The following is a 23685-nucleotide window of genomic DNA, read 5'->3' as shown; positions in this document are numbered from 1 at the left end:
GCCGGCTATTCCTTCTCGGCTGTGACGATGGCGAAGTCCGGGTCGGGAGCGTCCAGCACCGCCGTCAGCCGCTGCAGCACCGAGGCGTCACCGCTGAGCTGGATGCCGGCTTCAGCCAGCACCTCCGGTGTCACCGCGCCCAGCGCCAGGGTCGGCAGCGCGGCCCGGGAGGCGGTGATGATCAAGTCGGCAGCGTCAGACTGGTCGGCAGTCGTGTAGGTGAGGACACCGTTCCGGAGCGCGACCCGATAACGCTCCGGGGCATCGGTCAGCTCGATGTCGAAGGTCAGCTGCTCATCCCAGGCGCGGGGGCCGTCGACCTGGGTGGCCAGCGCATCCAGCAGCATCGGAGGGCTGAGTTGGGCGACCATATCCGGCGACGACGAGGCGACCGGCGTACCGAACGAGCCGTCCCGCAGTTCCGTGGCGCCGGACAGATAGAAGTTCCGCCAGGTCCCGTTCTCCGCGCCGTAGCCCAGCTGCTCATAGGTGTCGGCGAGCAGCGCCCGGGCCGCGGCGTGCGAGGGGTCGGCGAACACCACGTGATTGACCACCTCGGCCACCCAGCGCAGATCGCCCGCCTCGTACGACGCCCGGGCCCTTTCTACGACGGCGTCGGCACCGCCCATGAACTCGACGTAGCGGCGCGCCGCCTCGACCGGTGGATGCTGCCACAGATGAGCGGGGTTGCCGTCGAACCAGCCCATGTAGCGCTGATAGATCGCCTTCACGTTGTGGCTGACCGACCCGTAGTAGCCGTGCGTGCTCCACGCCTGCTCCAGGGCCGGCGGCAGCTGGATCGCCTCCGCGATCTCGGGGCCGACCATGCCCTTGTTGAGCATCCGCAGGGTTTGATCGTGGATGTAGCCGTAGAGATCGCGCTGCACCGCCAGGAACTCAACCACTCGGTCGGCGCCCCAGGTCGGCCAGTGGTGTGAGGCAAACGCGACCTCGGCCTCGCCGCCGAAGAGGCCGATGGCCTCGGTCAAGTAGTTCGACCAGGCATGCGGATCCCGGACGACCGCACCGCGGAGGGTCAAGATGTTGTGCAGGGTGTGGGTGGCGTTCTCCGCCAGGCACAGTGCCTTGTAGTCGGGGAAGTAGAAGTGCATCTCGGCCGGCGCCTCGGTGCCCGGAGCCATCTGGAACACGATCCGGACGCCGTCGACGACCTCTTCCTGGCCGGTGCGGGCGATGTCCACGGTCGGTGGGATGAGGGTGGCCAGTCCGGTCGAGGTGGTCTGCCCGAGCCCCGCACCGACCTGTCCCTGCGGTCCGCGGGCGAGTGCGGCCCCGTACATGTAGCCCGCCCGACGCGCCATCGCGACGCCGGCGTAGATGTTCTCGGCCACGGCGTGCTCGACGAACCCCTCCGGAGCCAGCACCGGCACCCGGCCGGAGGCGACGTCCTCGTCGGTGATCATGCCCCGGACCCCGCCGAAGTGGTCGACGTGCGAATGGGTGTAGATCATGCCGGTGACCGGGCGGTCACCGCGGTGCTTGCGATAGAGCGCAAGCGCGGCGGCGCCGGTCTCCATGGTCAGCAACGGGTCGATGACGATCACCCCGGTGTCGCCCTCGACGAAGGTGGTGTTCGACAGGTCGATGCCACGGACCTGATAGATCCCCTCGACGACCTCGTACAGACCATGCTTGGCGGCCAGGGTGGACTGCCGCCACAGGCTCGGGTTGACACTGTCCGGCGCCTCGCCGGCGAGGAAGTCGTAGGTGTCGCTGTCCCACACCACCCGGCCATCGTCGGCGTGAACCGCCCCGGGCATGAGCTTGTCGATGAACCCCCGATCGGCGTCCTCGAAGTCTTGGGTGTCGGAGAACGGCATCGTCTCGCGCAAGGCATGTTGCTGTTCGACGATGAACGAGGCGGGGGGCTTCGGTGTAGTGGCCATGGCCCTTAGTCTGTCGTCCGTCGCAGCACGCTTCCTCATCCTGGGGGTGTGAACATGCTGGTTACGAGCCTCAGAAGCTGCCGATGCCCTTGCCGATCATCATGACGCCGATGACCAGCAGCAGCACCGCCATCACGGTGGCGTTGTTGCTCGTCAGCCAGCATCGCAACTCTTCCAGCGGGCCGGACATCGCCTCCGCCGCGGCCAGATAGCCGATCACCGGCACCGCGACGGAAGCGGCAGCGATCGCCGTGAAGAGCGCCACGGTGACCACCGTCGAGCCGAAGGGCAGCCCGGCCGAGCCGATGGTCACGCCGGCACTGGCCCCCATCAGCAGGTTCTTCGGGTTCACGGCCGAGAGCAGCAGTCCCAAGCCGAGCCCTTTGGCAGCGGTCAATTGGTCGATCGCCGACATCCAGGCCGGCATGCTGGGCTCGGCCCCATCCCGCGGTCGTCCCCGCCATTGTTTGATCGCCAGCACCAGCATCAGGGCTCCGAGCAGCAGCTTGATCGCCCCGGAGATGGGTTGCGGCTGATCGGGATCGGCTGGTGTGATCACCGAGGCCAGCAGGATGAACACTGCCAGGACGATCAGGATGCCGAGGATCCAGCCCACGAGGAACCCGACGCTGGTGCCTTTCGCCTTGGGTGAGAGCAGCAGCAAGATCGCCGCGATGATCGGGATCGGGCTGATCGTGATGCCCAGCGCCAACGGCAGGATGTCGCCGATCACTTCTCCCACCGTCGCACCTCGCCTTCCACACCGTCAGCCCAGCATTGATCAACGCAGCATTGGTCGCGGCGTTGATGCCGCCAGCCAACCCGCGTCGATGCGGTGCGTCATCACCCCTTCTGGATGATCCCGGAAGGATCGCTGCCCGCGAGACTGGGCACGTCGTGCGGGCTGTCATTCGTGCGATCTGTCACTCGAGCGGTCTGTCATCCGAACGGAAGAGCCCCACGTTGCCCACTCCACATCGCGCCGGCCGGCAATCGAGGTTCGGCCGGCCGACGGGCAAGGATGTCGTCTCCGGCTTTGTCACCGGGCTGTTCAGCATTCCGGAGGGCATGGCGTACGCGAGCATCGGCGGGTTCAACCCGGTGCTCGGACTGTATTCGGGGATGGCGCCAACCGTGGTCGGCGCGCTGTTCGCGCGGACGGTGCTGATGACCACCACGCTGACCAGCGCGATCGCGTTGTCCAGCCGCAGTGTGCTCGCCGAGGCCGGGCTGGACCCGAGCGACCCGGGCAACATTGCGACCCTGACGCTACTGGTGGGTCTGGTGATGGTCCTGTTCGGGCTGTTCAAGCTCGGCTCGGCGATGAGCTTCGTCTCCACCGCCGTCATGACGGGCTTCACCACCGGCATCGCCCTGCAGATCGTCGCCGGTGTGCTGAAGGACGCCACCGCGTACGCCAGTCAGCAGTCCAACACCCTGCTCAAGATCGCCGACTGGGCAGTGCACATCAGCCAGTGGCAACTCGCCCCGACCCTGGTGACTGTGGCGACCATCGCGGTCTGGGCACTGGCCCGGCTGGTGCGACCGCTCAAGGCGATGGCCACCTTGATCTCGTTGGCAGTCGTCACTGTCGCTGTCGCGGTGCTCGGGGTCCAGGTCGAGACCGTTGCCGACATCGCCAGCATCCCGAACGCGCTCCCTCATCCGGTGCTGCCGAACCTCGAGGCGGCGCCACACCTGATCACCGGGGCCATCGCGGTGGCGTTGGTGGCCCTCGCCCAGGCAGCCGGGATCGGTGCGGCGGTGCCCAACCCCGATGGCAGCCGCACCAACGTCTCCCGGGACTTCGTCGCCCAGGGACTGGCCAACCTGGCCGGCGGTGTCAGCCAGGCGCTGCCGACCGGCGGCTCACTGTCGCGTACCGGGGTCGCGACCAGTGCCGGCGCCCGGACCCGGTGGAGCAATGTGTTCGCGGGTCTGTGGCTCGCCCTGATCGTGGTTCTGGTCGGCAAGCAGGCCGAGCTGATCCCGATGCCGGTCATCGGTGGTCTGGTGATGGTGATCGGCATCGAGCTCGTCACCGGCCGCCGCAAGGACATCGCCCTGGTGCTGCGTACCGCGCCGCTGTCCGCGGTGGCCATGATCGTCACCTTCGTGGCCACCACCGCGCTGCCGCTGCAGCAGGCGATCTTCCTCGGAGCCGGGCTGTCACTGGTGCTGTTCTGTGTTCAGGTTCAACGCCAGGCCCGGTTGGTCGCGCTGGTCCGGCGACCCGACGGCCGGTGGCAGTCCGCGAAGCTCCCCGAGCAGATTCCCAGCCACCAGGTCACTGTGCTGGGCTATCTCGGCGCCGGCATCTTCGCCGAGCTGGAACGCATCGACCAGCATTGGCCGAGCATCGACCAGACCCGGCATGCGGTCGTGGTTCTGGAGGTGCGGACCATCCCCGATGTCCCTTCCGCGACTCTGGTCGAGGCCTTCGGCCGGTGGGCCGATCGACTCGCCGAGCGCGACTCCCGGCTCATCCTCGCCGGTGTCGACCCGGCCCTTGTCGAGACCCTGAAGCACTCCGGACTGGCTGACCGGATCGGCGAGCACAACATCGTGCCGGCCACCGGCGTCCTGCTGGAGGCTCTGGAGACCGCCTACGCCTCCGGGCGCTCCTGGCTGGCCAGCCGGGACACTCCTTAGCTGGTTTGGTGTTGCTCGGGTTCGTCGATGTTGCTCGGGATTGTCGGTTCTGCTCGATCTGCAGATAGAGCAACACCTACAAGATCGAGCAACTTCGTGAATGGGTCGGACGCTGGAACCCCATTCGTCACATCCGCATCTCCCTTACCAGGTTGAAGAATCAGCGACTCCCTATCCACGCCTCCCTGGTTCGCCGAGAAGGAGAAGCGGTCCCCGAGAAGGCGCAATTGCAGGCCAATCGGGCGAATTGACCTGCAACTGCTCCTTCTCGATAAACCCGACCCAAAGGCTTGTGATCGAACAGGTACACGATTAGAATATGAACATGTATTCGACCAGCGAGGAGCGCGTGGACGGTCATCCCGTGCATGCCGCGGTCGATACCGTCCGCACCTCACTCGAACACCTGGTCAAACTGATCGACGACGGCGCCCACACCGACCTCGGCGCGTTCGGCCTGGTCGAGACCCTGCAACAGTGGGAAAACCTGCGCAACACGATGCCCGTGATCGACCGGGCCCTGATCCAACACGGCGTCGATCAAGGCCACCCCGGCGTCCTGTCCGAACGCACCATGATCGGGGTGTTGAAGAACGGCTTGCGGATCTCCGCCGGTGAAGCGATACGACGGGTTCGCGCCGCGGAGCATCTGGCCGAGCGGACCTCGATGGTCGGGGAACCACTGCCGCCGATCCGGGAACACCTGGCGGCGGCGCAACGCGACGGCACGGTGACACCGGAACAGGTCAGCCTGATCGATCAGACGTTACGGAAAGTCTCCCACTGCGACCCGGAGCGGATCGCCATGGGCGAAGAACTGCTGGTCGAACAAGCCGGCAAGCTCGGGTACCAGGAACTCACCGTGTTCGCGGCTCGGTTGGCGGAGGCGATCGACCCCGACGGGATCCTGCCGTGTGATGAGAAGGCACAACAAGACCGACGGTATCTCCGGTTGCGGCGACGCGGTGACGGGTGCTGGGCCGGCGAATTCGTCCTCACCGGTACCGCCGGACAGAAACTCGCCAACCTCCTCAGCCCGTTGACCAAACCACAGTCAAACACCGTGCAACCCGACAACGAGGACGGCACACCCGGCAAGAAGCACCTGCTGGAAGACGAGCGGTCCCCGGCCCAACGCAAACATGACGCCTTCGAAACCCTGCTCGACGCGTTACTCCGCGGCCAGGACGTCCCGGCGTCCGGTGGCACACCGGCGACGGTGTTGATCAACATCAGCTGGGAAGAGTTCTGCCGCGAGTTCGGCATGGGCACCTACGCGGATGGCACGCCGGTGTCGGCGCGGACAGCGCGGGACCTGGCGGATCAGGCCGAGATCGCGTGGTGTGTGAAAGCGCCGAAAGGGGCGGTCCTCGATCTGTACCGCGACCGACGGATCGCCTCCTACGCCCAAACGCTGGCGTTGTACGCCCGCGACCTCGGCTGTTCGTTCCCCGGGTGCGACGTGCAACCCCAATGGTGTGAACGACACCATATTGTCGCTTGGCAGGACGGCGGCAACACCAACATCGGAAACCTCACCCTGGTGTGCAGCTTTCATCATCACCAGTTCGCCAAACACGGCTGGCAATGCCGGATCAACGCCGACGGACTCCCCGAGTGGATCCCACCCACATGGATCGACCCGCTACAAAGGCCGATCCTGAACCACCGGATCACCATCAACAACTGGCATCCCCAAGACACCCTCGATCTCGACGGCGCGGATGAGCCCGACCCACCGGATCTGCCAGAACCCCCAGATCCACTGGGACCACCAGGACCGTCGGACCCGCCGAGCTCGTCAGGCGGGCCGCGCCCCGAACGTGCGCCTCGAACCACCGAGGCGCCATGAACACGGACACGCAGCCAAACATGCCAGCCGCCACAGCACCCTCCGCTGCGGCGGCTACAGGCACACCTGGATGGTTCCGGCGGCGGCCAAGCCGCACGGGGTGGCGTGCCATGCCGCACTCGGGCGAGGCAGACTGGCGCCGGCGCCGCAGCTCAGGTCCCGGCCAGTCTGCTCATGGCGCGGTAGGAGTTGGCGAAGACAGTGAGGACGGGGTTGGCCGCGCCGTTGGTCACATGCACGGAGGCATCGGTGACCCAGAGGTTGTCGTGGCCCCATACGCGGCACCACGGGTCGACGACCGATCGGCGTGGGTCGTCTCCCATTCGGCAGGTGCCTGCCTGGTGCTGCCCGGCGCTCGGCCCCGGTGCAGCACCCTCCAACAGCGCGGTCCTGGTAGCACCGGCGGTGACCAGCCACTCGTACGCCTTCGCCGCGATCACGGACTGAGCGGCCAAGTCGTTGGCGTGCACGGTCCCGCTCAACCGGGCCACCGGAACACCCAAGGCGTCGTACGTGTGCGGATCGACGCGAACGCGCGATTCGGCGCTCGTTACTTCCTGAATGGGTCCCATCACCCGGAGGACGCGACGCAGCAGCCGACGCATGCCCTGCTTGCTCGCCAGTCCCCAGCGAGGGATCAGGCCCGCCTCGGTCAGCATCCGGTAGACGTTGGCCGGCAGTGGCACGAACTCGTCGACCAGGATGCCGCCGCCCACGATCCCGGGCATCTGATGCCGGAAGTCGTGGGTGGCGAGGCTGGGTCCTGGTCCGACGAGATCTTCCACCTCGTCGTCGAAGATGCCGACCGCTCCGCCGTACACATGGCCCTGAAGATGGCGGCCGACCTGATCGGCGCCGTTCCCGATGCCAGCAGGCTCGCCGTCATGAGCGCTGTTCAGGAGCAATCGGGCGGACTCGATCGCGCCACCGGCAACAACGAACTCCTTGGCGGCGACGCTGCGCCGCCAGACGCGACCGTCAGCCAGCCGGCCGACCAGCGCCACCTCCGACACCCGACCGCGATAGTCGACCACCAGTCGCTCGGCTCGGGTGTCGAGCAGGATCTCGGCTCGCCCGGTCGCGAACGCCCGTCGCAAGACCGTGTTTTGCGATCCGGCCTTGGCGTCGACGGGACAGGCGAATCCGACGCACATCCGGCAACCTGGGCAGCCCGCACGGCCATCCCGCTCCCGCGAGTTCACCAGCAGCGGAACCCGTACGGTGGTCCAGCCCAGCTTCTCGGCCGCCGCCCGCAGCAACTCGTGTCGAGGCCCGCTGCGGACCGGCGGCATCGGAAAGTGGCTCCGGCGAAACCGCTCCCCCAAGCGAGACCCGGAGACCCCCAGCTCCTGCTCGGCCTGGCTGTAGTACGGCTCCAGGTCGTCGTAGCTGATCGGCCAATCCGCCAGTGCGGAGCCGTCGGGCACCCCATAGATGCTGGCCATAGCAAAGTCGCGAGGCTCGAAACGCCACGCCTGAGCACCGTAGACCCGGGAGCCGCCGCCCGCAGTGACGGCATTGTTGTTCCAACCCGGCTCGTACGACCGCAGCCGGCGCTGGTCAGGCCCAACCTCGAGAACCCGCAGGTCGGCACCGTTCGTTGGTCCGGTCAGCGGAAGCAGACCCCAGTCCGAACGGGGGTTGCGGAGCTGGTCGATCGCAAGCTCGGCGGTCGCCGGCCAGCCGCCGGCCTCGACAACCAGGACGCGCCGGCCCGATCCGGCCAACAGGCAGGCAGCCACACCGCCGCCGGGACCCGAACCGATGACGATCGCGTCATAGCGATCGCGCAACTGCCCGACCTGCACCGTACGCGGCGGCGGCTCCGGCACGGGGATCTCCTGAGGCCAGCCGCCGGCGGGAGCCGGCGACCAGTCGACCATCCGCCAAGAAGCCGCATCGGCATTGCCGCCCTGGGCCGGGTCGCTGTAGTAGCCCGCACTGACGAGTTCGGCGAACCAGCGCCAGTCTTCACTGTCGACGATCGTGCTGTCGACGATCACCGCGGACAGCTCCGACCCCACTTCGAGCGCCGTCGTAGCGCAAGAGCTGATCAGCCGGTCGAGTCTCGACCGGAGATCGGGGCGTTCGCCCAGATAGCTCGCCAGGAACGCGAGCGCACCGGCCCTGCTAGCGGACGGGAAGTCGTCCGCCGGGATCACCAAATCGACCATCGCCTCCAACCACACAGTCTGGTCGCCGAAGCCATCGATGGTCGCCACTCTTCCTCTCTAGCATCAGGTCTGGCCGGATGGAAGTCACCCCTCGGCGCAGGGACTTTGGACCCAATCCACGGCGGCGAACACGTGCTGCGTCCGGCGCAGCCGGTGAGAGGGGCGAACTGTGGGCAGTGCTCGGGCGTCACGTCGGCGATACTCGATCGGTATCGCGATGGACTGGCTGTTCTTCGTCTTCGCGGGTCTGGCCGCCATCTGGCTGGCGTACCTGAGTCTGACCGAGACGTTCGACCTCGGCTGGTGGGGCCTGCTGTTCGCGCTGGTCTTCTGGGGTCTCCTGGCCTACCTGGTGCTACCGCGATTGCACAGCATCTTGACCACCATCTACGTCCCCGACTATTTCATCGGACGAGCCCGCACCAGTGACGGCCTGCTGGGCGATCCGGTCAATCTGGCCCTGATGGGCACCGGCGAGCAGATCACCCAGGCGCTGGAGCAGGCGGGCTGGACCAAGGCCGACCCGATCACAGCGGCCTCGGCCTGGCGGATCGCCACCTCGACGGTACGTCGGCAAAGCTACCGTGAAGCTCCGGTGAGCCCGTTGCTGTTGTTCGGGCGGCAGCAGGACTTCGCGTACCAGCAGGAGGTCGACGGCAATCCGGCGCAGCGTCACCATGTGCGGTTCTGGGAGTGCCCGGAGGGCTGGCTGCTACCCGGCGGTCACCGCGTCGACTGGCTCGCCGCCGGCACCTTCGACACTGCGGTCGGCCTGTCGCTGTTCACTTTCCAGGTCACGCACCGCATCGACGCGAACACCGACATCGAGCGCGACTACATCGTGGAGACCGTGGTGGACGCCGATCCACGGGTGGTGGTCGATGTCATCAAGGGCTTCTCCAGCGGCTACCACGCACGTAACGGCGGCGGCGACACGATCCACACCGATGGCGATCTCCCGATCATCGACGTGCGCGCCCTCCCCCTCCGGGAAGAAGATGCACCGGTCCGGGAAGGGACGCCGCGATGACCGCGACACAAGGCAAGGTGCCCGAGAAGCGACCCGCCTTCGAGCCGGCTGCCGGCCTACTCAAGCCGACCGGCTACGACCCCCGGATGCCGCGGCCGGCCGCGACCGTCGCCGGCGCTGCCCTGGTGCTGTTGCGCACTCTCGGCGGGGTCATCGTGCTCGCCGGTATCGCGGCGGGCTGGGACGGGCTGCTGGCAGCCGTCGATTCCGCGGTGGAGGTGCTCACCCCTGGGCCCGACGATCGACGCACCGGTCTGGTCCTGGTCGTCGCCGTAGGGTCCGCTGTGCTGCTGTTCGAAGCGATGCTGGCGGTGTTGATCTTCAAGGGCTACAACTGGCCACGGGTCCTCGTGATGCTGGTCGCCACCTTCGACATCAGCACCACGTTCTTTGCTTGGTCGGCGCGAGGACAGGACATCTCGGTCCAGAACGCTCTGTTCTCGGTGGCGCTGGACATCCTGGTGCTGCTGGCGCTGTCCAGCCGCAGCGCCGCCGCATACGCCCGGCGCAACGAGCAACGCTCCTGATCGATGCGGGGATGGCCATTCTGTTCGGGGCTGTCGCTACCGTGCCGCGATGGGCGCCTTCGATGACCTCCTAGCCAACAACCGGGCCTACGCCGAGACCTTCGACCATCCAGGACTCGACAGTGCTGCGCACTCCGGCGTACTCATGATCACCTGCATGGACACCCGCATCCTGACCCACGAGATTCTCGGATTGACCTTCGGTGACGCCAACATCATCCGTACCCCAGGTGGCCGGGTCGCCAGGTCAACCGTCGCCGGGTGCATCGTGGCAGTCCAACTGCTGGGTGTACGTCGCATCATGGTCACCCAGCACAGCCGCTGCGCGATGGCCAGCGGCGATGACGCGGCGATCATCCAGCGGATCCGCGACACCAGCGGCGCCGATGCCTCCAAGATCCGCTTCGGCGCCTGCCCCGACCAACTCCGCACCATGCAGACCGATGTGGACCGGCTCCGCAAGAACCCGCTGGTCGCCGACCAAGCCACCATCGGCGGCTTCTTCTATGACGTCGACACCGGCCGGCTGACTCAGTGGATCAAATAGACGCTGGGATCAGGTGAGCGCGAGCTCCTTGTGAAGGATCTGGCGCGACCACGCACCACATCCTTCACAACCGGCAGTCGCGCTCGATCTCACGACCGCTCGCGACAGAATATGGTCGTGTTCAGCACCTGGAGTGTCCCCAAGCCGATGCCTGGCGTCCGCAGTCGATCGATCAATGCCGAGAACCCCACCGGTGCGATCGGTGCGGCGGCCCGTGCCGCCTCCCATCTCGGACCGGGCCGCAAAGGATCGGCGTACCTGCCGCTGCCTGCCGGGGAGACCCTGACATTGGCCCAGATCGACGGTCCGGGCGTCATCCGGCACATCTGGCTGACCGTTGCCGACAAGACCGAGGCCGGGCCGTTCGTGCTCCGCGATCTGGTGCTGCGGGCGTACTGGGACGGATCCGACTCGCCCTCGGTCGAGGTGCCGCTGGGCGACTTCTTCTGCAACGGCTTCGCCACTCGGACCCTGGTCACCTCAGCGCCGATCGTGGTCGCGCCCACCGGCGGCATGAACTGCTACTTCCCGATGCCCTTCCGGCATTCAGCGCTGATCACACTGGAGAATCAGCATGCCGGCGATCTGCCGCATGTCTTCTTCCAGATCGACTACACCACCGGGGACGAGCTGGCCGATGATGTCGGCTACTTCCACGCGCAGTGGCGCCGCTCCAATGCGACCACGGCACCCGGGGTCGACCACGTCATTCTGGACGACGTCGAAGGCTCGGGAACGTACGTCGGCAGCTACGTCGCCCTAGCCGCGCTACAGCGCTACTGGTGGGGTGAGGGCGAGGTCAAGTTCTTCGTCGATGACGACGAGGATCTGCCGACGTTGTGCAGCACCGGGCTGGAGGACTACGCGGGTGGCGCGTGGGCTTTCCAGGACGAGCTCCGCGCCGACCCCGAGCCGCAGGTGCTGACCTTCAGCGCGCCGTACTGCGGCTATCCGTTCTACTCGGCGCGGGACACCACCAAGGCCTCGCCGTTCGCCACCGCGACGCCGCCCATGCACGGCCTCTATCGCTGGCACCTACCCGATCCGATCTTCTTCCAGCGCCGGCTCAAGGTGACCGTGCAACAGATCGGCGCCTGGGATCACGACCTGTTCGAGCGGGTGGACGATATCTCCACGACCGCCTACTGGTATCAGACGCTTCCCCATCGACCCTTCCCCGCGCTGCCGGCAGCCCAGCAACGCTGGCCCCGCTGAGCGGCCTTCTCGGGACTCGATTGCCGGCCACGGCTACAGTCCGAGCATGCCCCAGACGGTGATCATCGGTGCCGGTGCGGCGGGACTGGCGACGGCTGCTCAGCTTCGGAAGCACGAACTGCCCTTCCGGCTGCTCGACGCCGGGCAGGAGATCGGCGAGTCCTGGCGAACTCGCTACGACAGCCTCACCCTGCACACCGTCCGGTCCTTGTCCGGTTTGCCGGGCATGGCCATCCCGAAGCAGTACGGCGACTGGGTGCGACGGGACGACCTGGTCGCCTACCTGCGGGCCTATGCAGCCGAGTTCGAACTGTTCCCCGAGTTCGGCGTCACGGCGACGGGGGTCGGGCGTGACTCGCGGGGCTGGCGGGTGACGACCTCCGCCGGTGAGATCGACGCTTCGGCGGTCGTGTTCGCGAGCGGCTACAGCCGCACCCCGTGGGTTCCCGACTGGCCGGAGCGCGACCTGTTCTCCGGAGCCGTCATGCATACCTCGGACTATCGCGAGCCGTCGCCCTACCGCGGGCAGCGCGTCCTGGTGGTCGGTTCGGGCAATTCCGCCGCCGATCTGGTCGTCGATCTTGCCGGCGTGGCTGACGAGGTGATCATGTCGGTGCGAACGCCGCCCACCATCGTCCGGCGCGCGTCGTTCGGCGTGCCCAGTCAACTGATCGGCATCAGCACCGCCAAGCTGCCGACGGTGGTGCTGAACCCGTTGCTGGGACTGACGCGCAGGCTCACCGTGCCGGACCTAGCGGGCCACGGGCTTCCCGCCCCGCGCGGCACAAGCTACAGCCAGTTCGTCCGCTCGCGGACCGTGCCGATCCTCGACACCGGATTCGTCGATGTCGTCCGCTCCGGCGGCGTCCGGATCGTCCCCGCCATGGCGGGATTCACCGATATCGGCGCCCGACTGGCCGACGGCAGCACGGTGGCGGTCGACACGATCATCGCTGCCACTGGATATCGGCCGGCACTGGAACCGCTGGTCGGCCACCTCGATGTCTTGGACGAACACGGTCTGCCACGGGCACGCGGCGGGCGGGCACTCCCCCATGCGCCGGGGTTGCACTTCGTCGGGATCACCGTCGAGCTGACCGGGCTGCTCCGCGAGATCGGAATCGAAGCACGCCGCGTCGCCCGCACCATCTCCGGTTCCAGCTAACGCACCTGGCGGGATTAATACGTGATGGGAATTTGTCTCTCAATCGAGCCGCCCCGGCGTGTCCCGGGCTCACAGGGCTGCGAGAGGCCGGTTTCCGTCACTTCCCCGGGTAGAACATCCACATGGTGATGCTCCGGCTGCCCGTCGTGGAGCCGTTCGACTGGCCGTTGACGCTGCGAATGATCGGGGCGCATGCGGTGCCTGGCGGTGAACGGCTGGATCCGGAGTCCCATACCTACACTCGGGTGCTGAACGGCACCTTCGGACCACTGGTGGTGACCATCCGGGCCTATCCCGGCCACCTGTCGGTCTGGCTCGACGGGGGTCTGGTCCCGGTCACAGATGACGACACAGTGGCGGTGACCGCCCAGGTCAGGCACTGGCTGGACCTCGATCTCGATCCCATGGACGCCATCACCAGATTCGCCGCCGACCCGATACTGGGTCCGCTCGTCCACATGCGGCCCGGTCTGCGCCGGATCCGCTACCCAGCCTCCTTCGAGGCAGTGGTGACCACGGTGCTCGGACAACAGGTCTCGCTCGCCGCAGCCCGCACCTTTGCCGGTCGGTTCGTGGCCGCGTACGGTCCTGCCGCTCCTCAGGAACTGAACGCCTTCCCGGGGCCGGAGCGGCTGTCCGATGCACCGGTCGCGCAGTTGCAGAGTGCCGTCGGGATCACCGGCGCCCGGGCACGCACCGTACGGGCCGTTGCGGAACTGTTCGCCGCGACCGGCGACTGGCCGGTTCCGCTGCCGGAGGCGGAATGGGACGACCGTGCCGCCCAGCTGCTCGCGGTGCCGGGCATCGGCCCATGGACGGTCAACTACCTGCGAATGCGCCTGTTCGGCGATCCGGATGCGATACCGATCGGCGACCTGGTGCTCCGCCGAGCGCTCGGCCTGGCCAAGGATCGTGATGTCCCGGCAGCGATGGAGTCCTGGCGTCCCGAGCGCGCGTACGCCACTTTCCAACTCTGGTCGTCCCAGAGCTGGTGAGTGCGTGATGGGTTCACAGTCATCGACTGCAGCTTGATCGGGTCAGCATCATCTGCCCAGGGACAACGGGTTACCGGCTCAATGACAAGGTGACCGTTGTTCCGTTGAGTGACCTGCTCCGCGTGGCGGAGATCGCCGAGTGAGTCCGGACGGATGAGCCTCAGGTGGCCCGAGCCAGGATCTCCGCGACCTCGTCGTCGGTCAACTCGATCGGGTTGCCCTTCATGCTGCTGGCCCGCTGGGCTGCGGCCACCACCTCGGCAGTGTCGGCGTCGGTCAATCCGTACGTCCGCAGTCCCGGGATCTGCAGGGCCGTGGTCAGCTCGGTCAGCCAGCCGGCCGCCGCCTCCGGCCGTGCGGTGGGATTGCCGGTCAGCAAGACGGCCAGGTCGGCGAACCAAGTGACAGCCGATCGGTCGCGCACTCGGCGGGCCGCGCGCAGATTGACCTTGATCGCCGGCGCCAGCACCGCCGCGCATACCGCGCCGTGCGGTGCGCCCAGCCGAGCACCAAGGGCGGCCGCGAATCCATGCACCGCGCCCAGGCCCGCGTTCGCCAGGCACAGCCCGCCGAACAGGCTGGCGATCGCCAGATCCTCACGCACCGATGGATCGACCATGCCGTCTCTACGAGCCCGACGTAGGGAGCGGGCGGAGCGGACGATGCCGTCCCGGGCGAGCGCATCGGTGACCGGATTGGCTTTGCGGGACAGGAAAGGCTCGATCAGCTGAGCGAGCGCGTCCATACCGCTGGCGGCGATGGTCGCCACCGGCACACCGAGCAACAGATCCGGATCGACCACCGCGAGTCGCGGCAGCATCAGCGGGCTGCGCAGGCTGGCCTTCACCCCGTCGCCGGACAGCACGGAGTTGCGGGTGACCTCCGACCCGGTGCCGGCCGTGGTCGGGATCGCCACACATGGCAGGCCGGCCGCAGTGATCGGCCGGCCCGCACCGATGACCTCCAAGTGCTCCAGCGGATCCGCCCCGCGGACAGCCAGCACGGCCACCGCCTTGGCCACGTCGATCGCACTACCGCCGCCGAACCCCACGACCGCGTCGCACCCCGCAGCTGCAGCGACCCCGTCTCGGACGACCTGGATGCTGGGCTCGCCGGACACTGCATATCGAGTGACAACCAGTCCGCGCGTCTGGAGCCCCTCGACCAGGGCAGCGGCACGATCAGGCGAGCGGCCGGTGACCAGCAGCACTCGGCGGGCGCCCCAGCCGGCGAGGGCATCGGGCACCTCGGACAGCCGCCCACCACCGAATCGGACGTCGCCAGGGATCGCCAGCTCGAAACGGGTCACAACGCGACGATAACCCCAGCGGTACGCAGATCGCGGGTGTCATGGCCTTCGTCGAACCACTCGAGGACACCGGCCAACAGCTCTGCCGCCTCCGCGGTCCGGCCCTGCTGTCGCCACAACCGCGCCAGGCTGGTAGCCGCACGCAACTGCCACCCGCGCGCCGACCGCTGCCTGGTGAGAACGAGGGCTCGGTTCAGCTCGCGTTCCGCGCTGTCCGGTTCACCCGACACCAGAAGCAGTTCGCCGTGCAGCCGCAGCAACTCGGGCTCGCTCTGCCGCTCTCCGTCGCTTGCCACTGCGGCCAGTCCCGCAGCGACGGCCGACCGTGCCTCCTCGACGTGGCCGATGCTGAGGAAGGCGTCCGCCGCCACGCAGGCATGGAAGGTGCTGCCCAACCGGGCGAACCGCGCCCAGCCGGCAACTCCCGTACGCAGCCGCGCAAGCCCCGCCTCGACGTCGCCCAGCGTCGCGGCGGCCCAGCCACCGAGCACGGAACCGCCCGCCCGCCACAGCTGGAGGTCATGCTCGACGCTGAGGTCTTCCAACTCGATCGCCAGCTCCGCCACCCGCGGGGCGTCTCCGCAGAGGGTGTGGATGACCGCCGCGTACCACAGTGCCCGCGCGACGTCGACGGGGATCGCAAGCGTACGAGCGTCCGTCAGGGCCGCCGCGACATGGCGACGGGCCTGGTCGGGATGGCCGAGTTGCCAAAGCGCGATCGCGCCGAGCTGGTGGGCGGCGACAGCCGGCTGCTCACCGAGGACCAGCGCGAGCTCCGGGTCCGTCCGGCCAGGCGCAAGCTCGAGGATGCGCCGGGCGTGTTCCCACATGGCCGCGCAGTCACCGACTCGACTGCCGATATAGCACTGCAGAAGATGGGCGATGAGTCCCGCGGTGGGATCACGGGTCCGCTGAGCCAGACTCAGCACCTCGGCTGCGGCGTCCTCCCGTGCCTTGCCGTCGCCACGCACCATGGCGATGTTGTGCAGACCCAGCAAGGCCGTGACCTGCGCCGACACGTCTTCGTGGGCGACCGCCAGCTCCGACAGCCGGAGGCAGTCGACGATTGCGTCCGGCTCCCGCCATCCCCACACCGACGCCACTGCCACCACCGACGCGCGGCGCAGCTGCAATTCGAGCCGCTCCCGTCCGGGTCCACCAGGAACCTGCTCCAGCAGCGACAGTGCACGCCGGACAAGGTCATGCGCCTCGGGGTACGCGGCGCGGCTCATGGCGACCCGAGCCGCGGTGGTCAGCTCGGCCACCGCTTGCGGGTAGTCCCGGCCACGCTCATGATGGCCGGCCAACTCGGACGCGATCTCCTCGCTGCCGCCGCCATAGCCAGCAGTCAGACGGGCTCCGATGGCTCGATGCACCTGGACCCGGCGGGCCGGGCCGAGCAGGTCGTACAGCGCTTCCCGATACATCTGGTGGGTGAAGCGGCACCGACCGGTCACTGTGCCGTCCGGCCACTCAACGGGCTCCGAGGAGCGCAGCAGGGAGCCCTGGCGGGCGAGTGCCGCGCACCGCTCCTCCACCTCCACCACCGTCAGCTGTCCGGTCAGGCCAGCACCCACCGACTCGATCGCGAACTCCTCCCCCACCGCTGCCGCGACGGCAAGGATCGCGCGATCAGCCTGATCGAGATCGTCGATCTGCCGCTGCAGCATCAGCCGCACCTCGTCAGGGACGCCGAGCGCGCCGAGCCGGCCAGCTGCTCGCACCACCTGGTCGTCCAGCACCAGCCGACCTTCGTCGTCAAGATGGCGGCCCTCCAGATGACGACAGAGAGCCACGACGAACAAGGGATTCCCCTCGGTCCGCTCGGCGATCTCGATGGCCAGTTCGGGGGTCACGGTCCGCGGGGAGTGCCAGTCGGCAAGGAAGGTGGCGACGTCCACCGCCGACCAGGGCTCCAGCCTGAGACGCTGGCACAGACCTCGGGTCCCCAGATCCTGGATCACCGAGCGGAGCCGGTGAGCCTTCGTCAACACCTCCGCCGGCCGGCAGCTACCGAGGAGCAGGACGTTTACTCGGCTCCGGCGTCGAGCCAGATAGCTGACCAGCTCGACGGTCGGTCGGTCGGCAAGGTGCAGATCCTCCAGCACCAGCAGCAGCGGGTACGCGGAACTCAGCTCGGTCAGCGCGATGTCGAGCTCGGCAAACATGCCTGGGCGTGAGAAGGAGCGCGGTAGTGCCTGCCATAGCTCGGCGCGAGATGCCTCGTCAAGCACTCCCGGCAGCTGCACCAGCCAACTCGAGGCGCAACGACGCAGCACCGCTATGACCTCGTCCCTGTGCGGACCGTGGCACATCGAGCTCAGTGCTTCGAGGATCGGCAGGTAGGGCTCATCCGCGTCAAACAGTTCGACGCACTGACCCCACCCGATCACCGGCGCCGGCCCTTGGTGACGCGTTTGGAGCCGAGTCACCCATTCCTCGAGGAGGGCGGTCTTGCCGCCGCCCGCCTCGGCCGTGACGATGCCCAGCTGCGCGCCGCCACCGCTGCGGGCCTGTTCCCACCAGTCGGTCAGGGCCGCCAGCTCGGCTGTCCGCCCGATGAACAATCGGCTGGCGGGGGTCACCCGATGCAGGGTATCCGGGAGCAAGTGACTGGATTTTGCACCTCGCGCCCGTCGGAAGGCCCGACACGCCGTGAGCAGCCGCGTTGAAAGTCAAATTCCCATCACGAAGAAGTCAGCGAGGGCGACCCAACTGGTCTCGTCTCCGCGTGAGGTACGCGATCTCGGCGGTGTTGCCGGCCAGCTCGATGGCCCGTTCGTAAGCGGCATGGGCAGCAGCTGAGCGACCGAGTCGGCGGAGCAGGTCCGCGCGGGTGGCGTGGTAGGCGTGATACTGGTCCAGCTCCAGTCCCTCGACCACCGCCAGCGCCACCTCCGGTCCGTCGAGCTCAGCGAGCGCGACGGACCGATTGAGCACCACGATGGGCGACGGGTCGATCGCCGCCAGCTGGTCATAGAGGGCGACGATCTGAGACCAGTCGGTGTCGCGGATGTCGCGGGCGGAGGTGTGTACGGCATTGATGGCGGCCAGGATCTGATAGCGCCCCGGGCGAGCGCGACCGGAGGAGACAGCAACCAGCCGCTCTCGGACCAGCGCCTGTCCTTCGGCAATCAGCCCGGCATCCCAAGCACCGCGGTCCTGCTCGTCGAGCGTGACCAGCTCACCCGACGCCGAGACACGCGCCGGCCGACGGGCCTCGGTGAGCAGCATCAGCGCCAGCAGACCAGTCACCTCACCATCGTCCGGCAGCAAGACCCGCAGCAGTCGAGTGAGCCGGATCGCCTCACTGGTGAGGTCGCTGCGCACCGCCTCCTGGTCGGGTGCCGAGGCAAGGTAGCCCTCGTTGAAGACCAGGAAAAGCACAGCAAGGACACCGGAGGTGCGGGCTGGGAGATCCTCGGAAGACGGAACCCGATAAGGGATCCCGGCAGCTTTGATCTTGCTCTTCGCACGAGTGATCCGCTGCCCCATGGTCGCCTCCTGCACCAGGAAGGCCCGGGCGATCTCGGCCACGGTCAGCCCGCCCACCAGCCGTAGAGTCAAAGCGATCCGAGCGTCCACCCCCAGGGCGGGGTGGCAGCAGATGAAGATCAGCCGGAGGCGATCGTCCTCGATCACGCCGACCGGCTCGGGAGGACTGTCGTCGAGCAGCATCTGAGCCTCCTGCTGCTTGTCGTCACGGCGGGACTCACGGCGCAGCCGGTCGATGGCGCGCCGGTTGGCGGTGGTGGTGATCCAGGCGCCGGGATTGGGCGGTACGCCGTCGGCGGGCCAGCGCTCGACGGCAACCGCGAACGCCTCAGCCGCCATCTCTTCGGCGAGATCCAAGTCGCCAAGACGCCTGGCCAGCCCGGCGACCACCCGGGCCCACTCCTCACGGTAGACCCGGGTGATCGCGTCGGCGATGAGTGTCATCAGCCCTGGAAGGGACGCACCTCGACCTTGCCCCGGCACGCCTTCGAGCCCTCTGCGGCAAGCCGCAGCGCGACATCGAGGTCAGGGGCTTCGATGATCCAGAAGCCGCCGAGGTATTCCTTGGACTCCAGATAGGGGCCGTCAGTGATCACCGGCTCAGCGCCCTGCCCGTCGACGACCGTCGCGGTCGTCGCCTGCGCCAGACCGTTCGCGAACACCCAGTAGCCCTGCTCCTGCAGCCGCTCGTTGAACTTGCCGGTGTCGGCCATGGCTTGCTTCATCGCCTCCTCCGAGGGATAGGTGCCGTACTCGGCGTAGTCGGCCGGTCCGTAGACCGACATCATGTACTGGGTCATCTCTGTCTCCTCACGTTGCGGGCCCGGTTCGGGCGCCCTCTCAACCGTGCTACGAACGGACTGGGCCCGATCCGACAAGCCGCACGCAGATTCGGTCCGGCAATTTCCATCCATCGGCGCGAATTCCGTTGCCGATGTGCCGCACTTCGTCCGGGTCTCCATCCACGGATGGAACTGACGAACGGGGCCGCGGTCAGAGCTGCAGGAAGCCGACGGTGCCGAAGATCAGGAAGAGGAGCAGGTAACCGGCACAGACTCCTGCGGCGCCGAGCAGGCTCACCTTGACCCCGGCGCCCTCGACGGGATCGAGCCAGCGCCTGAGCAGACGTGCGGACAGTGGCATCAGCACCCAGGTCAGCAGCACGATGCTGATCGCCAGGTTGAGGAAGGTCCCCAGCCAGGGCTGAGGGGCGATGGCGCTGAGTGTCGGACCGACGAACTTCGCCAGCAGCATCACCGTGGGATAGAGCACCAGCAGGATCGCGAGCGCGGTCTTCCAGTCGGGCGTGACGACGGCCTTTCCGTCGGTGACGCGAAGCGTGGAGCCAAACGTCGTGGCGGTGGTGACCTTGGCCTCCTCACTCAGGTGTGCCTGGAAGCGTGGCAGGGCTTCGGTCAATGCCGGGGACGCCAGCCATGCTTCGAGTTGGCTCTCCGTCCGGAACCGGATGACCGATGACCAAGATGTCAGGATGCCGCCGGGCGGAAAGACACTAGAGCCCTCCCAACCAGGCTGGGCTCGCTCCAGTTGGGCCAGGTGCTCGGCGGTCTCCACGAAGGCCGCTTCGCGGCCGGACTCCACGGCCTCGTTCACCACCACGACCCCCGGCGTACGGGGAGCGCCGTCGATGATGAACTCGATACTGGCGCGCTGATAGCCGGAGCCGGTGATCAGGTCGCGGGCGCGATCCAGCCAGTCATGCACCGACGACTCCTCGCGGAAGCGCACCGCGATCGCCCAGTCCAGCAGCGGTGAGGCCAGCACCGACGCCTGCCATCCGAAGAAACCGGCATCCTCAGCCGCGTCCGCGGCGACTCGCTCGGCGAAGGCGGCGAAATCGGCCTCCTCCCCCACGCGGTGGAAGCTCATGACGACCGTCGTACGTCCATCGCCCATCGGATACCTGCCTTCGCTACGCCGCAGAGTCGGTCCCTGAACGCCCCCGTGTGCGTCCGAGGCGAGAGACTAGCGTGGATCCGCGAGCCTTTGCTGGAAACGGTGGATCCGCAGCAGCGCGGCGCCGATGGCCTCCGGCCCGGCCGCCAACGAGAGCCTGATCGCCGTCCCGCCGTGGACGGTGTCGAAGTCGGCGCCGGGCGTCACCGCGACCCCCTCGGCGTCCAGCAGGGCCGCGCACCAGGCAGTGCTGTCGGTGTACGGACCGAGCTGGTCGGCGATATCGGCCCAGATGTAGAAGGCGCCGTCGGCGGGTGCGACCTTCGACCAGCCGAGATCCGGGACCGCGTCCAACACCAGCGACCGGGCTGCGGCGAACTCCCGTACGGCCGCCTCGGCCTCGGTGTAGGAGCATTCGGTGAAGGCCCCGATCGCAGCGTGCTGTGCGGGCACAGGCGCACAGAGCGCGTAGTTGCCGGCGAGCGCGTCCACGGCACCGACGAGATCGTCGGGGACCAAGGCCCAGCCGAGCCGCCAGCCGGTCATCCCCCAGAACTTGGAGAACGAGGAGATGACCACCGACATTCGATCGTGCTGCCAGGCACAGCTGCCCGGTCCGACTCGCTCGGCCAGGGAGGCATCGACGATGCCGTGGTAGATCTCGTCGCTGATCAGCCGTACGTGGTGCTCGGCACACCAGGCGACCAGCTCGGCCAGTTGCTCGTGGCCGACCATCGTCCCGGTCGGGTTCGCCGGCGACGCGAGCATCAGACCGGCGACCGGTCCCTCGGCCAGAGCCTGGTCCAGCAGTGCGCGAGTCGGTTGGAACCGCTCGGCCGGTCCGCACCCGAGCTCGACGACCTGGCAGCCGAGGCTGGTCAGGATGTTCCGGTAGGCCGGATAGCCGGGCCTCGCCAGCAGCACCCGGTCACCGGGATCGAAGGCCGCCAGGAAGCTCAGCACGAAGGCGCCGGACGAACCCGTGGTGATCGCGATCTGCTCGACCGGGATGTCGAGGTCATACCAGCGTCGGTAGTGGCCGGCGATCGCCTCCCGCAGCGGACGGATCCCGAAGGTCTCGCTGTAGCCGAGTGGGGTCCGGTCGATCATCAGCTCACCCAGCCGTCGTTTCACGTCCGACGGAGCGCCCTGGGACGGCTCACCCGCGCAGAGCGAGATCACCTCGCGTCCGGTGGCGCGGAGTTCGGCAACCCGCTGCAGGACGGTCATCACGGTGAAGGGCGGCACAGCCGACCGCTTGGAGGGAGTGATCATCTGGCTCGCTTCCGCGCTCGGTAGGCGGCAACCGCCGCCCTGTTGCCGCAGTTGCCGTCGTCGCAGTAGCGCTTCGAGCGGTTCTTGGAGAGATCGACGAGGACGTCGTGGCAGTCGTCGGCGGCACAGGTCTTCAGCCGCCCCCAGTCATCGGCGCGGACCAATTCCAGGAACGCCATCGCGGCCTCGGCGGCCATCCGCTGAGCCAGCGGCGCATCCGGCGGGGTCACATGCAGGTGCCAGTCCCACTCGTCGTGCCTGGTCAAGAAGGGGCGCGCATCGGCGGCAGCGAGGAGGTCATTGATGATCGGGACTGCGGCATCGCGATCGGCGACCTGCCACAGCCGCCGGAGCTGGGTCCGCACGGCGCGTACCTCGGCAACCTCGTCCGCGTTGCCCAGGATGACGCCCGTGAAGGGATGCTGCGCCAGCCAGACCTGCAGCCCGGCCGGGTCTGCGAGCGCATCCACACCGTCACTGTCCACGGTGTTCACCAGCATCGCCGCTTCGACCAGCGACACCTCGGTGTCATAAGCGAAAACCATCTTGACTCCTGACACCTCCCCTCGTAGTGTCATTAGCGTAGATCAATTTACTCATTACTAGTAGGACCTCGCACTGTGCCCAGCACCGCCAGCCAGCCTGCCGCCACGGCAGTGGGCAGCACCACCGTAGACCTGCGGACCGGTTTGCCGATCGCGCTGGTGTCGGCCGCGGCCTTCGGTCTTGCCGGACCGTTGGCCGGCACGATGCTGGTCACCGGGTGGTCACCGGCCGCCGTGGTGGCCGGCCGAGTGGGCGGAGCCTTCCTGGTTCTGCTGATCCCATGCCTGTTCCTGCTCCGCCGTACCGGACTGCCGTCCGGCCGGCAGACCCGGCGGATGATCGCGTACGGGATCGTGGCCGTCGCCGGCGGCCAGCTCTGCTATTTCAACGCCGTTCAGCATCTCTCGGTCGGCGTGGCGCTGCTGCTGGAGTATCTGGCGCCCGTGCTGTTGATCGGCTGGCTCTGGTTGCGTCGCGGCCAGCGGCCGAGTGCGACGAAGCTGGTGGGAGCGGCGCTGTCGCTGGCCGGGCTCGCGCTGGTGCTCGATCTGACCGGTGAGGTACGGATCAGCCTGGTCGGCGTGGCCTGGGGGCTGAGCGCCGCGCTCTGCCTGTGCGGCTATTTCCTCATGTCGGAGCGCACCACCGCGGCGCCACCGCCACTGCTGATGACCACCGTCGGCACCGGCGTGGGGGCTGTCCTCCTGCTGCTGGCCGGAGCAATCGGCATCGTCCCACTGACAACAGCTTCGGCTCCGGCGCTCTTCGCCGGACACCCGGTGCCGTGGTGGGTGCCGATGCTCGCCCTGGCCTTGGTGTCCGCCGCTTTGGCATACATCAGCGGCATCGAGGCAGTCCGGCGGCTCGGGAGTTCGATCGCCTCATTCGTGGCATTGTCGGAGGTGATCTTGGCGGTGGTCTTCGCGGCCATCCTGCTGGGCCAGATCCCCACTCCCGTCCAGGTCGTCGGCGGAATCTTGATCCTGACCGGCATCGCGGTGGTGCAGACGCCGCCGGGCACGCTCGTCGGTCCGCGTAGTACCCGTCGCCGCCTTGACCATGGTCGGCGATGACGGCGA

The 23685-nt window shown here is 67.8% G+C and carries 19 protein-coding genes; 9 read left to right on the top strand and 10 right to left on the bottom strand.

Annotation, left to right across the window (positions count from 1 at the left end):
* Window positions 1-5: 5 nt before the first annotated feature.
* Both MLP_RS02045 and MLP_RS02040 read right to left on the bottom strand, forming a co-directional pair.
* Complete coding sequence (locus MLP_RS02045) at window positions 6-1907, bottom strand: alkyl/aryl-sulfatase (RefSeq protein WP_013861332.1); 1902 nt, start codon at window positions 1905-1907, stop codon at window positions 6-8.
* Window positions 1908-1977: 70 nt separating this feature from the next.
* Window positions 1978-2649, bottom strand: coding sequence for a GAP family protein (locus MLP_RS02040; protein WP_013861331.1), 672 nt, complete (start codon window positions 2647-2649; stop codon window positions 1978-1980).
* Window positions 2650-2870: 221 nt separating this feature from the next.
* On the opposite strand from MLP_RS02040, the gene MLP_RS02035 reads away from it, so the two are divergent.
* Window positions 2871-4559 (top strand): SulP family inorganic anion transporter, encoded by a 1689-nt coding sequence (locus MLP_RS02035; RefSeq protein ID WP_013861330.1) that lies wholly within the window; start codon window positions 2871-2873, stop codon window positions 4557-4559.
* 325 nt (window positions 4560-4884) lie between these two features.
* The gene (locus tag MLP_RS02030) at window positions 4885-6411 is read left to right on the top strand and encodes an HNH endonuclease signature motif containing protein (protein WP_156820992.1); all 1527 of its coding nucleotides are present in this window, start codon (window positions 4885-4887) and stop codon (window positions 6409-6411) included.
* A 152-nt stretch (window positions 6412-6563) separates the two neighbouring features.
* Here MLP_RS02030 and MLP_RS02025 read toward each other — a convergent pair whose 3' ends face one another.
* Window positions 6564-8633: a GMC oxidoreductase gene (locus tag MLP_RS02025; protein WP_013861327.1), complete on the bottom strand. Its 2070-nt coding sequence runs from the start codon at window positions 8631-8633 to the stop codon at window positions 6564-6566.
* A gap of 121 nt (window positions 8634-8754) precedes the next feature.
* On the opposite strand from MLP_RS02025, the gene MLP_RS02020 reads away from it, so the two are divergent.
* The 6 genes from MLP_RS02020 (at window position 8755) to MLP_RS01995 (ending at window position 14064) form a co-directional block, all read left to right on the top strand.
* On the top strand, window positions 8755-9615 hold the full coding sequence (locus MLP_RS02020; RefSeq protein ID WP_013861326.1) for an LssY C-terminal domain-containing protein: 861 nt from the start codon (window positions 8755-8757) through the stop codon (window positions 9613-9615).
* Window positions 9612-10142 (top strand): hypothetical protein, encoded by a 531-nt coding sequence (locus tag MLP_RS02015; protein WP_013861325.1) that lies wholly within the window; start codon window positions 9612-9614, stop codon window positions 10140-10142. The genes MLP_RS02020 and MLP_RS02015 overlap by 4 nt, the downstream gene beginning before the upstream one ends.
* Before the next feature lie 49 nt (window positions 10143-10191).
* Window positions 10192-10689 carry a beta-class carbonic anhydrase gene (locus MLP_RS02010; protein ID WP_013861324.1) on the top strand — a complete coding sequence of 166 codons (498 nt, stop codon included), beginning with the start codon at window positions 10192-10194 and terminating at the stop codon, window positions 10687-10689.
* Window positions 10690-10800: 111 nt separating this feature from the next.
* Window positions 10801-11904 (top strand): glycoside hydrolase family 172 protein, encoded by a 1104-nt coding sequence (locus MLP_RS02005; RefSeq protein ID WP_013861323.1) that lies wholly within the window; start codon window positions 10801-10803, stop codon window positions 11902-11904.
* 46 nt (window positions 11905-11950) lie between these two features.
* Complete coding sequence (locus tag MLP_RS02000; RefSeq protein WP_013861322.1) at window positions 11951-13069, top strand: flavin-containing monooxygenase; 1119 nt, start codon at window positions 11951-11953, stop codon at window positions 13067-13069.
* Window positions 13070-13191: 122 nt separating this feature from the next.
* Complete coding sequence (locus MLP_RS01995) at window positions 13192-14064, top strand: DNA-3-methyladenine glycosylase family protein (protein ID WP_013861321.1); 873 nt, start codon at window positions 13192-13194, stop codon at window positions 14062-14064.
* A gap of 160 nt (window positions 14065-14224) precedes the next feature.
* On the opposite strand, the gene MLP_RS01990 is transcribed toward MLP_RS01995, so the two are convergent.
* From MLP_RS01990 to MLP_RS01960, 7 genes are all read right to left on the bottom strand, one after another.
* Window positions 14225-15373 (bottom strand): iron-containing alcohol dehydrogenase, encoded by a 1149-nt coding sequence (locus tag MLP_RS01990; RefSeq protein WP_013861320.1) that lies wholly within the window; start codon window positions 15371-15373, stop codon window positions 14225-14227.
* Window positions 15370-17958 carry an ATP-binding protein gene (locus MLP_RS01985; protein ID WP_013861319.1) on the bottom strand — a complete coding sequence of 863 codons (2589 nt, stop codon included), beginning with the start codon at window positions 17956-17958 and terminating at the stop codon, window positions 15370-15372. The genes MLP_RS01990 and MLP_RS01985 overlap by 4 nt, the downstream gene beginning before the upstream one ends.
* Before the next feature lie 112 nt (window positions 17959-18070).
* Window positions 18071-19312, bottom strand: coding sequence for an RNA polymerase sigma factor (locus MLP_RS01980; protein WP_013861318.1), 1242 nt, complete (start codon window positions 19310-19312; stop codon window positions 18071-18073).
* Window positions 19312-19668 (bottom strand): YciI family protein, encoded by a 357-nt coding sequence (locus tag MLP_RS01975; protein WP_013861317.1) that lies wholly within the window; start codon window positions 19666-19668, stop codon window positions 19312-19314. Before MLP_RS01975 ends, MLP_RS01980 begins: the two co-directional genes overlap by 1 nt.
* Before the next feature lie 193 nt (window positions 19669-19861).
* Window positions 19862-20758: an antibiotic biosynthesis monooxygenase gene (locus MLP_RS01970; protein ID WP_041789615.1), complete on the bottom strand. Its 897-nt coding sequence runs from the start codon at window positions 20756-20758 to the stop codon at window positions 19862-19864.
* A gap of 96 nt (window positions 20759-20854) precedes the next feature.
* The gene (locus MLP_RS01965) at window positions 20855-22060 is read right to left on the bottom strand and encodes a pyridoxal phosphate-dependent aminotransferase (RefSeq protein ID WP_013861315.1); all 1206 of its coding nucleotides are present in this window, start codon (window positions 22058-22060) and stop codon (window positions 20855-20857) included.
* Window positions 22057-22605 carry a CGNR zinc finger domain-containing protein gene (locus tag MLP_RS01960; RefSeq protein WP_013861314.1) on the bottom strand — a complete coding sequence of 183 codons (549 nt, stop codon included), beginning with the start codon at window positions 22603-22605 and terminating at the stop codon, window positions 22057-22059. The genes MLP_RS01965 and MLP_RS01960 overlap by 4 nt, the downstream gene beginning before the upstream one ends.
* 75 nt (window positions 22606-22680) lie before the next feature.
* On the opposite strand from MLP_RS01960, the gene MLP_RS01955 reads away from it, so the two are divergent.
* Window positions 22681-23679, top strand: a complete 999-nt coding sequence (locus tag MLP_RS01955) for an EamA family transporter (RefSeq protein WP_013861313.1) — start codon at window positions 22681-22683, stop codon at window positions 23677-23679.
* Window positions 23680-23685 lie beyond the last annotated feature (6 nt).

It is taken from the genome of Microlunatus phosphovorus NM-1 (assembly GCF_000270245.1).
Lineage (GTDB): Bacteria > Actinomycetota > Actinomycetes > Propionibacteriales > Propionibacteriaceae > Microlunatus > Microlunatus phosphovorus.
Note: the sequence above shows the minus strand (reverse complement) of the source record. Positions and strands in the feature narration are given on the sequence as shown.

Coding starts and splice junctions, on each gene's coding strand:
- MLP_RS02045 (WP_013861332.1), bottom strand. CDS start 1,907: ATGGCCACTACACCGAAGCCCCCCGCCTCGTTCATCGTCGAACAGCAA.
- MLP_RS02030 (WP_156820992.1), top strand. CDS start 4,885: ATGTATTCGACCAGCGAGGAGCGCGTGGACGGTCATCCCGTGCATGCC.
- MLP_RS02015 (WP_013861325.1), top strand. CDS start 9,612: ATGACCGCGACACAAGGCAAGGTGCCCGAGAAGCGACCCGCCTTCGAG.
- MLP_RS02010 (WP_013861324.1), top strand. CDS start 10,192: ATGGGCGCCTTCGATGACCTCCTAGCCAACAACCGGGCCTACGCCGAG.
- MLP_RS02005 (WP_013861323.1), top strand. CDS start 10,801: ATGGTCGTGTTCAGCACCTGGAGTGTCCCCAAGCCGATGCCTGGCGTC.
- MLP_RS02000 (WP_013861322.1), top strand. CDS start 11,951: ATGCCCCAGACGGTGATCATCGGTGCCGGTGCGGCGGGACTGGCGACG.
- MLP_RS01995 (WP_013861321.1), top strand. CDS start 13,192: ATGGTGATGCTCCGGCTGCCCGTCGTGGAGCCGTTCGACTGGCCGTTG.
- MLP_RS01980 (WP_013861318.1), bottom strand. CDS start 19,312: ATGACACTCATCGCCGACGCGATCACCCGGGTCTACCGTGAGGAGTGG.
- MLP_RS01975 (WP_013861317.1), bottom strand. CDS start 19,668: ATGACCCAGTACATGATGTCGGTCTACGGACCGGCCGACTACGCCGAG.
- MLP_RS01970 (WP_041789615.1), bottom strand. CDS start 20,758: ATGAGCTTCCACCGCGTGGGGGAGGAGGCCGATTTCGCCGCCTTCGCC.
- MLP_RS01965 (WP_013861315.1), bottom strand. CDS start 22,060: ATGATCACTCCCTCCAAGCGGTCGGCTGTGCCGCCCTTCACCGTGATG.
- MLP_RS01960 (WP_013861314.1), bottom strand. CDS start 22,605: ATGGTTTTCGCTTATGACACCGAGGTGTCGCTGGTCGAAGCGGCGATG.